Genomic DNA, 12,207 nt, shown 5'->3' with positions numbered 1-12,207 from the left:
GTGGGGGGTATCCGCCGCGGAGCGGCGGGACAGGCAGGGCGGGGGCGGCCCGCAGGCAGGCGGGAACGGTCGGCCCGCGGTCAGGTGCGAACGGGCCGCCCGCAGCCAGGTGCGAACGGCCAGCCCGCCGTCAGGCGCGGACGAGCGGCACGCGGTCAGGCGCGGACGAGCGGCACGCGGTCAGGCGGGGACCGGCCGCCCGCGGTCAGGCGGGCGCGACCGGCCCGCAGGCAGGCGCCAACCGGTAGTCGGTCAAGCGAGGGCCGCAACCAGGGCCGGGGTCACCAGGGAGATCTGCCACTGGCGGGCGCCGTGTGCGGAGAGGGCCGCGGATACGGACTCCGCGTCCACCTGAGCCGGCGGCTCCCAGCAGACGCGGCGGACCGTGTCCGGAGTGATCAGGTTCTCCTGCGGCATGTTCACCTGCTCGGCGACCGCCGAGACCGCCGCCCGCGCCGCGGAGAGCCGCGCCGCGGCCGCCGGGTCCCGGTCCGCCCAGGACCGGGGCGGCGGGGGCCCGCTCACCGCCTGCCCGGGCTGCGGCAGCTCGGAGTCGGCCAGCGCCTTCGCGCGGTCGACCGCGGCCTGCCACTGCTCCAGCTGGCGCCGCCCCATGCGGTGCCCGAAGCCGGTGAGCGCGGCGAGCGCGTGCACGTTGGGCGGCAGGGCGAGCGCAGCCTCGACGATCGCGCCGTCGCTGAGCACCTTGCCGGGGGACACGTCACGCCGCTGGGCGACCTTGTCGCGCGCGGTCCACAGCTCCCGCACCACCGCCATCTGACGGCGCCGACGCACCTTGTGCATGCCGGACGTGCGACGCCAGGGGTCCTTGCGGGGCGGCGCGGGCGGGGCCGAGGCGATGGAGTCGAACTCCTCGCGGGCCCACTCCAGCTTCCCCTGCCGGTCGAGCTCCTTCTCCAGGGCGTCGCGCAGGTCCACGAGCAGCTCGACGTCGAGCGCCGCGTACCGCAGCCAGGGCTCGGGCAGCGGCCGCGTCGACCAGTCGACGGCGGAGTGGCCCTTCTCCAGTACGTAGCCGAGGACGCTCTCGACCATCGCGCCGAGTCCCACGCGCGGGAACCCGGCGAGTCGGCCCGCGAGCTCCGTGTCGAAGATCCGCGACGGAATCATGCCTATTTCGCGCAGGCACGGCAGGTCCTGGGTCGCCGCGTGCAGCACCCACTCGGTGTCGCCGATGGCCTCGCCGAGGCCGGAGAGGTCGGGGCAGGCGACGGGGTCGATGAGCGCGCTGCCCGCGCCCTCGCGGCGCAGCTGGACGAGATAGGCGCGCTGTCCGTACCGGTATCCGGACGCGCGTTCGGCGTCGACGGCGACGGGTCCGGTGCCCGCGGCGAACGCGGCGACCACCGTGGCGAGGGATTCCTCGTCGGCGATCACCGGCGGAATGCCGTCGCGCGGCTCCAGCAGGGGGATCGGCAGCCCTTCGGGAGCGAGGCCGTCGTCGGCCGGAGGGGCGCCTCCGGTGGTTCGCAGTGAGCTGTCTGCTGCGGTCTCTTGGGCGTCGGTCACCTGTCAAGGGTACTTGTGCATGCACGGCGCCCGTCGACGGAACGTTCCGTCGACGGGCGCGCGAGGGTTGTAAATGAGTCAGTGGATGATTCCGGTGCGCAGGGCGACCGCTACCATCCCGGCCCGGTCACCCGTGCCGAGCTTGCGCGCGATCCGGGCGAGGTGGCTCTTAACGGTCAGGGCGGAGAGCCCCATGGAGACGCCGATGGCCTTGTTGGACTGGCCCTCGGCGACCAGGCGGAGCACCTCGACCTCACGGCCGGACAGCTCGCGGTAGCCACCGGGGTGGCTGGGGGCGCCCGGCGGGCGGCGGTGCATTCGGGCGGCGGCCGAGCCGATCGGTGCGGCGCCGGGACGGGTGGGGAGTCCGACATTCGTACGCGTGCCGGTGACGACGTAGCCCTTGACGCCGCCCGCGAGGGCGTTGCGCACGGCACCGATGTCGTCGGCGGCGGAGAGGGCGAGGCCGTTGGGCCAGCCCGCGGCACGGGTTTCGGAGAGGAGCGTCAGGCCGGAGCCGTCGGGGAGGTGGACGTCTGCGACGCAGATGTCACGGGGGTTGCCGATGCGGGGACGAGCTTCAGCGATGGACGAGGCCTCGATGACATCGCGTACACCGAGCGCCCACAGGTGGCGGGTGACGGTGGAGCGCACGCGGGGGTCGGCCACGACGACCATGGCGGTCGGCTTGTTCGGGCGGTAGGCGACCAGGCTTGCGGGCTGCTCGAGGAGAACGGACACCAGGCCTCCTGGGGTGGCGGGGCGGAACCGGCTCGGGGAGGAAGCCGGGACGAACCGTGCTTTTCAAGGTCACAAACCTCTTCGGCACCAATCCCGCCCGCCTTTAGGGAATGATCACGATTTGGTGAGTCTCAATCCGGGCAATTCAGACACGTACTCGATCATCCGAAGAACGAACCGAACACGCCGCCCTACGGGTGACATGCGAAAACCCCGCGGCAAGGGGCCGCGGGGCACTCGGAAGGGTGGCGAAAAACCGCCCGGGGACGGACGGTCGACGGAGGGTCAAGGAGTTGACGGACCCCGGCGCTGGGGGAGCGAGACCACGGACCCGTCACCGGGGCCCGCGGGCGGCAGCCCCGCGATCTGGCAGAGCAGATCGCACCACGCGGCGAGGTGCGCCGCGGTGTCGGGCACCCCGCCCGCCCCCTCGCGAGGAGTCCACGAGGCGCGGATCTCGATCTGGGAGGCGGGCGGGCGCTCGGCGAGACCCCCGAAGTACTGGGATCCCGCGCGGGTCACCGTGCCGCTCGCCTCGCCCACCGAGAGCCCGCGCGCGTGCAGCGCGCCGGTCAGCCAGGACCAGCAGACCTCGGGAAGCAGGGGATCCGCCGCCATCTCCGGCTCCAGTTCCGCCCGCACCAGCGTCACCAGACGGAAGGTGCCCTGCCAGGCGTCGTGCCCCGCGGGATCGTGCAGCAGCACGAGACGCCCGTCCGCGAGGTCCTCGTCGCCGTCCACGACCGCCGCTTCCAACGCGTACGCGTGCGGCGCGAGCCGCTGCGGCGCCCGCGTCGCATCGATCTCGATCTCCGGCCGCAGCCGTGCCCCCCGCAGCGCCTCGACCGCCGCGCGGAAGGGCAACGGAGCCGAATCCGCCACCTTCCCCTCCGAACTCTCCATCTCGCCAGCGCCGTCCGACCGTTGTCCCTGAGCCGCAGCCATGCGGGGAAGGTTAAGGGGAACGGCGGCTTCGCGCAGGGAGAGACACCCGTGAGGGGGTTCCCGGTCAACGTGCGAGACTTTCCGCGTGAGTGCCAACGAGAGCCAGAGCCCCGCGGGCCGGCCGAACCCAGCGACGTACGACTCCCCCTTCATGAAGGCGTGCAGGCGCGAGGCCGTGCCGCACACGCCGGTCTGGTTCATGCGGCAGGCGGGGCGCTCATTGCCCGAGTACCGCAAGGTCCGCGAGGGCACCGCGATGCTGGAGTCCTGCATGCGGCCCGACCTCGTCACCGAGATCACCCTGCAGCCGGTGCGGCGGCACAACGTGGACGCCGCGATCTACTTCAGCGACATCGTCGTACCGCTGAAGGCGATCGGGATCGACCTCGACATCAAGCCCGGCGTCGGGCCCGTCGTCGCCAACCCCATCCGCACCCGCGCCGACCTCGCGCAGCTGCGGGACCTCACGCCCGAGGACGTCCACTACGTCACCGAGGCGATCGGCATGCTGACCGCCGAGCTCGGGTCGACGCCGCTCATCGGGTTCGCCGGGGCGCCCTTCACCCTCGCGAGCTACCTCGTCGAGGGCGGTCCCAGCCGCAACCACGAGCACACCAAGGCCCTGATGTACGGCGACCCGCAGCTCTGGGCCGACCTGCTCGACCGGCTCGCGGAGATCACGGGCGCCTTCCTGAAGGTGCAGATCGAGGCGGGCGCGAGCGCCGTGCAGCTCTTCGACTCGTGGGTGGGCGCGCTGTCGCCCGCCGACTACCGGCGCGCGGTGATGCCCGCGTCGGTGAAGGTCTTCGACGCCGTCGCCGGGTACGGCGTGCCCCGGATCCACTTCGGTGTCGGTACGGGCGAGCTGCTCGGTGCGATGGGCGAGGCGGGCGCGGACGTCGTCGGCGTCGACTGGCGGGTGCCGATGGACGAGGCCGCGCGCCGCGTCGGCCCCGGCAAGGCGCTCCAGGGCAACCTCGACCCTGCCGTCCTCTTCGCCCCGCGTGATGCCGTCGAGGCCAAGACGGACGAGGTGCTCGCCGCCGCGAACGGTCTGGAGGGGCACATCTTCAACCTCGGTCACGGCGTCCTGCCCACCATGGACCCGGAGGCGCTGACCAGGCTCGTCGAGTACGTGCACACGCGCACAGCCGTCTGAAACTTTGTCCGAAAACGGCCCCTGTCGGCGACGGCGGGGGGCGTTTTCGCACCCGGCAGGACCGGTCAGCCCGCCCGTACCGCCGCCACCGCCTTGCGCGCCGCCACCAGGACCGGGTCCCACACCGGCGAGAACGGCGGCGCGTAGCCCAGGTCGAGCGCCGTCATCTGCTCCACCGTCAGCCGCGCCGTCAGCGCGACGGCCGCCACGTCCACGCGCTTGCCCGCGCCCTCGCGGCCCACGATCTGCACGCCGAGCAGCCGCCCGGTGCGCCGCTCGGCCAGCATCTTCACCGTCATCAGGGCCGCGCCCGGGTAGTAACCGGCCCTGCTCGTCGACTCGATGGTCACCGCCACGAACTGGAGTCCGGCCGCCCGGGCGTCCTTCTCGCGCAGACCGGTGCGGGCCAGCTCCAGGTCGCAGACCTTGCTGACGGCCGTGCCGACGACACCGGGGAACGTGGCGTAGCCGCCGCCCGCGTTCGAACCGATCACCTGGCCGTGCTTGTTGGCGTGGGTGCCGAGCGCGATGTGCCGGTGGCTGCCCGACACCAGGTCGAGGACCTCCACGCAGTCGCCGCCCGCCCAGATGTTCTCGTGCCCGCGCACCCGCATCGCGAGATCGGTGAGGATCCCGCCGTGCTCGCCGAGCGGCAGCCCCGCCTCGCGGGCGAGCGCCGTCTCGGGCCGTACGCCGATGCCGAGCACCACCACGTCGGCCGGGTACTCGGCGTCCTCCGTGGCCACCGCCCTGACCCGCCCGTCGTCGCCGGTGAGGATCTTGGTGACCTCGGCGTCGTTCACCATCTCGATGCCCATGCCGGTCATCGCCTCGTGCACCAGGCGGCCCATGTCCGCGTCGAGGGTCGACATGGGCTCCTTGCCGCGGTTGACGACCGTCACCTCGTAGCCGCGGTTGACCATCGCCTCGGCCATCTCGACGCCGATGTAGCCCGCGCCGATGACCACCGCCCTGCGCCCCTCGGTCCTGGCCAGGGTGTCGAGCAGGGCCTGCCCGTCGTCGAGCGTCTGCACGCCGTGCACGCCGGGCGCGTCGATGCCGGGCAGCGCGGGACGGATCGGCCGCGCGCCGGTGGCGATCACGAGCTTGTCGTACGTCGTCCAGGACTCGCCGCCCCCTTCGAGGTCGCGGTCCAGGACGCGGCTGTTCGCCACGTCGATCCGCGTCACCTCCGTACGCATCCGCAGATCGATGTCGCGCTCCCGGTGCTGCTCCGGCGTGCGCGCGATGAGGGCGTCGCGCTGCTCGACGTCGCCCCCCACCCAGTAGGGGATGCCGCAGGCGGAGTACGACGTGAAGTGGCCGCGCTCGAACGCGACGATCTCCAGCTCGTCTGGGCCCCTGAGCCTGCGTGCCTGCGACGCGGCGGACATGCCGGCCGCGTCGCCTCCGATGACCACAAGTCGCTCTCGTGTGCTGCTCATGAGGACACGCTAGGCGCTGCGCTGGCGAGGCGGTGGAGAGCTGCGGGTTCGTTGTGGCTGGTCGCGCCCACGCGGCGGAGCCGCACATGACACAGCCCCGCGCCCCTTACGGGGCGCCATCGTCGCCCTGTCCGCCCTGCGGACGGCGCCGCAGCCACACCAGCACCAGCAGCGCGAAGACCACCGCGAACGGCAACACCGCGGCCAGTGCCACGCCGACCCACCGCAGCGCCGTGACGAACACGTCCCAGCCGCCCGAGAGCGCGTCCATGAACGTCGGATCATCGTCCCCGGCGTCCGACGCCACCGCGTGCTCGGTCAGCGACAGCGTGATCGTCGCCATGCTCGTGCGGTCCTTCAGCGACGCCTGCTGCGCGAGCAGCGACTCCAGGTCGGCCTGACGGGTGCTCAACTCCCCTTCCAGGCTGACCACGTCGCTCAGTTTCGTCGCCTTGTCCATCAGCTCCCGCACCCGCGCCACGCTCGCCCGCTGCGAGGCGACGCGGCTCTCGACGTCGACGACCTGATCGGTGACGTCCTGCGCCTTGGCGTCCCGGTCGATGAGCTTGCCGGTGCCTTCGAGCGCGGTGAGCACGTCCTCGTACTCGTCCTGGGGAACCCGCAGGACGACCCGGGAGCGCTCGCGGCCCGCGTCGTCGCGCGAGGTGCTCTCGTTCCCCACGATGCCGCCCGCGTCCTCGGCCGCCGTACGGGCCCGCTCCAGGGCCGCGGGCACGTCCTTGACGCGGACGGTGAGCTCCGCGGTGCGGATGACGTGCGTGTCGGTCGGCTTGACCGGCTGCTTCTTGCCCGCGCGGGAATCCGCGCCGCGGCCGCCCCCGGCCTGCTTGCCGTCGGACCGCCCCGCCTCGTCGGGCGCGACGCCCGCCGCCTTGCCGCCGCCGCTGTCGGTGTCGTCCGAACCCCCGCCGCTGCACCCCGTGAGCGCGAGGGCGAGGGCGAGAAGGACTCCGGAGAGCGCCCGGACCGTGCCGTGGCGCGACTTGCTGGACGTGTGCATCGGCGTACCCCCGAGAGACGTGGCCAGTGATGCTCCTTCGACGCCGCACGGGGGCCCGACGGTGGTTGCCGACCGGTCCCGATGCGGTCACGGTCGGGACTCGGCGGTCTGAGAGAGTGGAGACATGCGCGAAACGGACACACGTACGGGGAACGGCCATGCCGTCGTCATCGGGGGCGGGATCGCCGGACTCGCCGCCGCGCACCGCCTGCTCGGCACGGCCCCAGGCACCCGCGTCACCGTCCTGGAAGCCTCGGACCGGCTCGGCGGCAAGCTGCTCGCCGGTGACATCGCGGGCGTCCGCGTCGACCTCGGCGCCGAGTCCATGCTGGCCCGCCGCCCCGAGGCCGTCGCGCTCGCCCGCGAAGTTGGCCTCGGTGACCGCCTTCAGCCGCCCGCCACCGCGACCGCGTCGATCTGGACCCGCGGCGCCCTGCGCCCCATGCCCAAGGGGCACGTGATGGGCGTCCCCGGCGACGCGTCCGCCCTCTCCGGAGTCCTCTCCGACGACGGCCTGCGCCGCATCGAGCGGGACCGCGAGCTGCCGCCCACCGAGGTCGGCGACGACGTCGCGGTCGGCGCGTACGTCGCCGAGCGCCTCGGCCGCGAGGTCGTCGACCGCCTCGTGGAGCCGCTGCTCGGCGGGGTGTACGCCGGTGACGCGTACCGCATCTCGATGCGCTCGGCCGTCCCGCAGCTCTTCGAGGCCGCCCGCACCCACGGCTCGCTCACGGAGGGCGTCCGCGCCATCCAGGCCCGCGCCGCGCGGAACCAGCAGACCGGGCCCGTCTTCATGGGCATCGAGGGCGGCATCGGCCAACTCCCGCTCGCCGTCGCCGATGCGGTACGCGCGCGTGGCGGTGAGATTCTGCTGAACTGCCAGGCGCACGACCTGCGCAAGGCCGAGGAAGGCTGGGAGGTGTACGTCGAGGACTGGAACCTGGAGGCGGACGCCGTCGTCCTCGCCCTGCCCGCCCCGCACGCCGCCCGCCTCCTGGACCATGACGTACCGGCCGCCGCCTCCGAGCTGCGTTCCGTGGAGTACGCCTCCATGGCCCTGATGACCCTCGCGTACCGCCGCAGCGAGATCGACCTCCCCGAAGGCAGCGGTTTCCTCGTGCCGCCCATCGACGGGCACACCATCAAGGCGTCCACCTTCGCGTCCCGCAAGTGGGGCTGGATCGCCGACGAGGACCCCGACCTGCTCGTCCTGCGCACCTCGGTGGGGCGGTACGGCGAGACGAAGATCCTGGAGCGGGACGACGCCGAGCTCGTCGACGTCTCCCGGCGCGACCTGCGCGAGGCCACCGGACTGAGCGCCGCCCCCGTCGCCACCCGCGTCACCCGCTGGCACGACGGACTCCCGCAGTACCCCGTCGGCCACCACGCGCGCGTGGCCCGCGTCCGCGACCACGTGAGCAAGCTGCCAGGACTCGCGGTCTGCGGAGCGGCGTACGACGGAGTGGGCATCCCCGCCTGCATCGCGAGCGCCCACGCGGCCGTCGACCAGCTGGGCGGCGACCAGGCCGGTGTGCAGGAGCTCACCGCCAACCCGGTGCAGAGTCCGCACGGCGGCGGAGGAGAATAGGGCCATGAGTGACGACGCCCCCGCCAAGACCCCCAACGCAGGCAAGAAGGCCAAGGACCTCAACGAGGTCATCCGCTACACGCTGTGGTCCGTCTTCAAGCTGCGTGACGTGCTCCCCGAGGACCGCGGCGGCTACGCCGAAGAGGTCCAGGAGCTGTTCGACCAGCTCGCCGCCAAGGACATCACCGTCCGCGGCACGTACGACGTGTCGGGGCTGCGCGCCGACGCGGACGTCATGATCTGGTGGCACGCCGAGACCGCCGACGAGCTGCAGGAGGCCTACAACCTCTTCCGCCGCACCAAGCTCGGCCGCGCCCTGGAGCCCGTCTGGTCGAACATGGCGCTGCACCGCCCCGCCGAGTTCAACAAGTCGCACATCCCGGCCTTCCTGGCCGACGAGACGCCCCGCAACTACGTCTCGGTCTACCCCTTCGTGCGCTCCTACGACTGGTACCTGCTGCCCGACGAGGACCGCCGCCGCATGCTCAAGGACCACGGCATGATGGCCCGCGGCTACCCCGACGTGCGCGCCAACACGGTCGCCTCGTTCTCGCTCGGCGACTACGAGTGGCTGCTCGCCTTCGAGGCCGACGAGCTGTACCGCATCGTCGACCTGATGCGTCACCTGCGCGCCTCCGAGGCCCGGATGCACGTACGCGAAGAGGTGCCGTTCTACACCGGCCGCCGCAAGGACGTTGCGGACCTCGTGGCGGGTCTCGCCTAGTCGGTAATTCGGTTGCCGTGCCCGCCCGGTGCGGGTTTCATCGAGAGGTCGGGCCGACTGGGGCCCGGCCTCTCGTGCGTGGACAGAAAGCCGGTGTTGTATGCCCAGGGCCCTGCGGAATCTCTCGAACTCACCCCATTCCGCATCGCTCAGGAGTTCCTTCCACCATGTCCCGCAACACTTCCAGGCGGGCGCGCACTGAAGCACGCGCCCAGTCCTTCCGCTGCCTGCACTGCGGTCTCGACGTATCGATGACCGCGCCGGGCACCAGTCACCGCAATCACTGTCCGAACTGCCTGTGGAGCCGTCACCTCGACGACACGCCGGGCGACCGGGCCGCGGACTGCGGTGCCCGGATGGAACCCCTCGCCATATCCGTCAAGGGAGACGGCGAATGGGTCCTCGTCCACCGCTGCGTCCACTGCGACGTCCTGCACGCGAACCGCACGGCGGGTGACGACAACGCGTTGCCGCTGACCCGTCTCGCCGTGCGGCCGCTGGCGCAGACGCCCTTCCCGCTGGAGCGGCTCGGGGCGCTCTGAGTCCCTGATTTTCTGAGTCCCTACGACAGGGGCTTCGGCTCCCGGTGCGGCGCGCACTCCGCGTGCCGCACCGGCAGGCGGCCCTCAAGCAGATACGCGTCCAGGTGGCCGTTGACGCACTTGTTGGGACCGGCGGCGATGCCGTGCGTGCCCGCTCCCTCCTCGGTCACCAGGACCGATCCCCGCAGCCTGCGGTTCAGCTCCAGCGCGCCCTCGTACGGGGTCGCCGCGTCCCGCTCGGCGGCCAGGATCAGCGTCGGGGGCAGCGCGCCCCGCGCCGTGCGCACGTCCACCGCCCGCTGCCGGGGCGCGGGCCAGTAGGCGCACGGCAGGTTCATCCAGGCGTTGTCCCAGGTCTCGAACGGCGCCACGCGCGCGAGGTCGGAGTTGTCGCGGTCCCAGACCCGGAAGTCCGTCGGCCAGGGCGCGTCGTTGCACTCGACGGCGGTGTAGACGGCGTTGCCGTTCTCCGCCTCCGCGGCGCCCTTCGGCTCCGGCGCCGCCTGCTCGATCAGCGGCTTCGGGTCGCCCTTCAGATACGCGGACAGGGCCGCCGCGCGCTTGGGCCAGTAGTCGTCGTAGTACCCGGCCTGGAGGAAGGCGGACTGCAGCTGACCGGGTCCCACCTTGCCGCCCGCGGGCTTGTGGGCCAGCTCGGCGCGGACCTTGTCGTAGCTGCGCAGCACGTCCTCGGGCGTCGTGCCCAGGTGGTACGCCTTGTCGTGCTTGGCCACCCAGGCACGGAAGTCCGCCCAGCGCCGCTCGAACGCGAAGGACTGTTCGAGGTTGTTGCCGTACCAGATCTGCGCCGGGTCGGGGTCGACCGCCGAGTCGAACACCATGCGCCGCACGTGCGAGGGGAAGAGCGTCGCGTACACCGCGCCGAAGTAGGTGCCGTACGAGGCGCCCATGAACGTCAGCTTCCGCTCGCCGACGGCGGCCCGCAGCACGTCCAGATCGCGGGCGTTGTTCAGCGTCGTGTAGTGCCGCAGGCCCGGATTGCGGGCGCCGCAGCCGCGCGCGTACGCCTTCGCCCGCGCGATGCGCTCCCGCTTGTACGAGGCGTCGGGGTAGGTCGGTGACTGAGTGGGTGCCTTTGTGTATTGCTTCGGGTCCTGGCAGGTCAGCGGCGCCGAGCGGCCCACCCCGCGCGGGGCGTAGCCGACCAGGTCGTACGCCGCCGCGATGCGCTTCCACTCGGGCAGCACGCCCACCAGCGGGAAGTACATGCCCGAGCCGCCGGGGCCGCCCGGGTTGAAGACGAGCGCGCCCTGGCGCGCGACCGCCTTGCCCGACGCCTTCTTGGTGGCCTTGGTACGGCTGACGGTCAGCTTGATCTTCTTGCCGTCGGGGTGCGCGTAGTCGAGCGGCACCGTGACCGTGCCGCACCGGACGGACGGCGGGAGGTCCTCGGCCTTGGCGCAGGTGCCCCAGCGGATCCCGGCGGCCTCGGCGCGCTGGGCGGCGACGGCGGTGCCGCGTGTCTCGGGCGACGGCGGAGCGCCGCTCGCGGAGCCCGCGGGGGCGGCGACGAGGGCGGTCAGGACCAAGGATCCGGCGGTTCCGTAGCGGGCGGCTGCTGCTCTCATCGCGCTTCTTACCTCTTTTGTTCGGCGGCACTACTCGAACAAAAGGGATACTTCGTGCGGCAGTTGGCGAAGTAAAGCACCGGCCCGCCGTGTCGGCTCAATGACCCCGATGCGCCGTATCCGACCGGGAGCGGTGCGCGAAGGCCGCCCGCAGGCCGGGGTCGGGAAGGGCGCGGACACCGCGTACGGCCACGGTGGTCAACTCGTCACGGGCCGCGGGCAGCGCGCCGAGGAGCCGCTGCCCGGCGGGGGAGGCCCAGCGCGTGTACGGGTGGACCTCGACGCGGGCGATGAGGAGGCAGCCCACGCAGAGCAGCAGCGGCAGCGAGAACCAGATCGCCACCGGGACCTGCCCCGCCGCCGCCCGCTCCTGGGTCGGCATGCACACCGCCAGGGTGCCGAGCGCGAGCACCGTCACCGTCGCCGCGCGCACCTGCCGCGCGGCGGCCGCGACGCCCGAGCCCGCGCTCTCCGGGACGGCGAGGCCCGCCGCGACGAGCCGCTCGCCGAGGGCGCGCACCGCGTCGGCGGTGGCCGCGCCCTTGCGTATCGGCGCTATCCGCGACTGGCCCGCGGGGCCGATCGCGCCGAGCACCGAACGCTCCATGTCGTCGCGGCCGACCGGGTCGACGACGGTCGCCCAGCCGGTGTGCGCGATCAGCAGGCGGCGCGCCCCCGCCATCGCGACGAGCGCCACATCGGCGACCCGCGAGGGGCCGCCGGAGAGGAAGGCCGTCTCGTAGAGCGTCAGTTCGTGCCCGCGGGGCGCGGCCCTCTCGTGGGCGGCGGCGCGGCTCGCGGCGAGGCAGAGCCTGCCGCAGGAGAGGCCGGTCGCGGCCCAGGCGAGGAGGAGAAGGGGCAGCCAGAACATGGCGGTTTTCTATGCGAAGGCGCCGCGCGGCGCCATGGCAATTTCACTATGT

General features: G+C 72.7%; 11 protein-coding genes. 4 read left to right on the top strand and 7 right to left on the bottom strand.

Going from position 1 to position 12,207, the window contains the following annotated elements:
* Nucleotides 1–252: 252 nt before the first annotated feature.
* The 3 genes from CP970_RS09930 to CP970_RS09920 form a co-directional block, all read right to left on the bottom strand.
* On the bottom strand, nucleotides 253–1,530 hold the full coding sequence (locus CP970_RS09930) for a ribonuclease D (protein ID WP_055544604.1): 1,278 nt from the start codon (nucleotides 1,528–1,530) through the stop codon (nucleotides 253–255).
* Nucleotides 1,531–1,608: 78 nt separating this feature from the next.
* On the bottom strand, nucleotides 1,609–2,271 hold the full coding sequence (locus CP970_RS09925) for a response regulator transcription factor (RefSeq protein ID WP_030687574.1): 663 nt from the start codon (nucleotides 2,269–2,271) through the stop codon (nucleotides 1,609–1,611).
* Nucleotides 2,272–2,556: 285 nt separating this feature from the next.
* Nucleotides 2,557–3,216 carry a DUF3000 domain-containing protein gene (locus tag CP970_RS09920; RefSeq protein WP_055544605.1) on the bottom strand — a complete coding sequence of 220 codons (660 nt, stop codon included), beginning with the start codon at nucleotides 3,214–3,216 and terminating at the stop codon, nucleotides 2,557–2,559.
* Between the two features lie 85 nt (nucleotides 3,217–3,301).
* Here CP970_RS09920 and hemE point away from each other — a divergent pair, with 85 nt between their 5' ends.
* Nucleotides 3,302–4,375 (top strand): uroporphyrinogen decarboxylase, encoded by a 1,074-nt coding sequence (hemE, locus tag CP970_RS09915; protein WP_055544606.1) that lies wholly within the window; start codon nucleotides 3,302–3,304, stop codon nucleotides 4,373–4,375.
* Nucleotides 4,376–4,440: 65 nt separating this feature from the next.
* Here the strand turns inward: hemE and CP970_RS09910 are convergent, their stop codons facing one another.
* Nucleotides 4,441–5,820: an FAD-dependent oxidoreductase gene (locus tag CP970_RS09910; protein ID WP_055544607.1), complete on the bottom strand. Its 1,380-nt coding sequence runs from the start codon at nucleotides 5,818–5,820 to the stop codon at nucleotides 4,441–4,443.
* Nucleotides 5,821–5,926: 106 nt separating this feature from the next.
* Complete coding sequence (locus CP970_RS09905; RefSeq protein WP_055544608.1) at nucleotides 5,927–6,841, bottom strand: DUF4349 domain-containing protein; 915 nt, start codon at nucleotides 6,839–6,841, stop codon at nucleotides 5,927–5,929.
* Between the two features lie 124 nt (nucleotides 6,842–6,965).
* Here CP970_RS09905 and hemG point away from each other — a divergent pair, with 124 nt between their 5' ends.
* From hemG to CP970_RS09890, 3 genes are all read left to right on the top strand, one after another.
* Nucleotides 6,966–8,429, top strand: coding sequence for a protoporphyrinogen oxidase (gene hemG / locus CP970_RS09900; RefSeq protein WP_055544609.1), 1,464 nt, complete (start codon nucleotides 6,966–6,968; stop codon nucleotides 8,427–8,429).
* 4 nt (nucleotides 8,430–8,433) lie between these two features.
* Complete coding sequence (gene hemQ, locus CP970_RS09895; protein ID WP_055544610.1) at nucleotides 8,434–9,153, top strand: hydrogen peroxide-dependent heme synthase; 720 nt, start codon at nucleotides 8,434–8,436, stop codon at nucleotides 9,151–9,153.
* Between the two features lie 167 nt (nucleotides 9,154–9,320).
* Nucleotides 9,321–9,695: an RNHCP domain-containing protein gene (locus CP970_RS09890; RefSeq protein ID WP_079043241.1), complete on the top strand. Its 375-nt coding sequence runs from the start codon at nucleotides 9,321–9,323 to the stop codon at nucleotides 9,693–9,695.
* 20 nt (nucleotides 9,696–9,715) lie between these two features.
* On the opposite strand, the gene CP970_RS09885 is transcribed toward CP970_RS09890, so the two are convergent.
* Together CP970_RS09885 and CP970_RS09880 are read right to left on the bottom strand one after the other, a co-directional pair.
* Nucleotides 9,716–11,284, bottom strand: coding sequence for an alpha/beta hydrolase (locus CP970_RS09885; RefSeq protein WP_055544611.1), 1,569 nt, complete (start codon nucleotides 11,282–11,284; stop codon nucleotides 9,716–9,718).
* Between the two features lie 97 nt (nucleotides 11,285–11,381).
* Nucleotides 11,382–12,155: a TIGR04222 domain-containing membrane protein gene (locus CP970_RS09880; protein WP_150493199.1), complete on the bottom strand. Its 774-nt coding sequence runs from the start codon at nucleotides 12,153–12,155 to the stop codon at nucleotides 11,382–11,384.
* Nucleotides 12,156–12,207: the final 52 nt, after the last annotated feature.

The sequence above is a fragment of the Streptomyces kanamyceticus genome (assembly GCF_008704495.1).
GTDB classification, from domain to species: domain Bacteria; phylum Actinomycetota; class Actinomycetes; order Streptomycetales; family Streptomycetaceae; genus Streptomyces; species Streptomyces kanamyceticus.
This window is presented reverse-complemented; position numbering and strand designations above follow the sequence as displayed.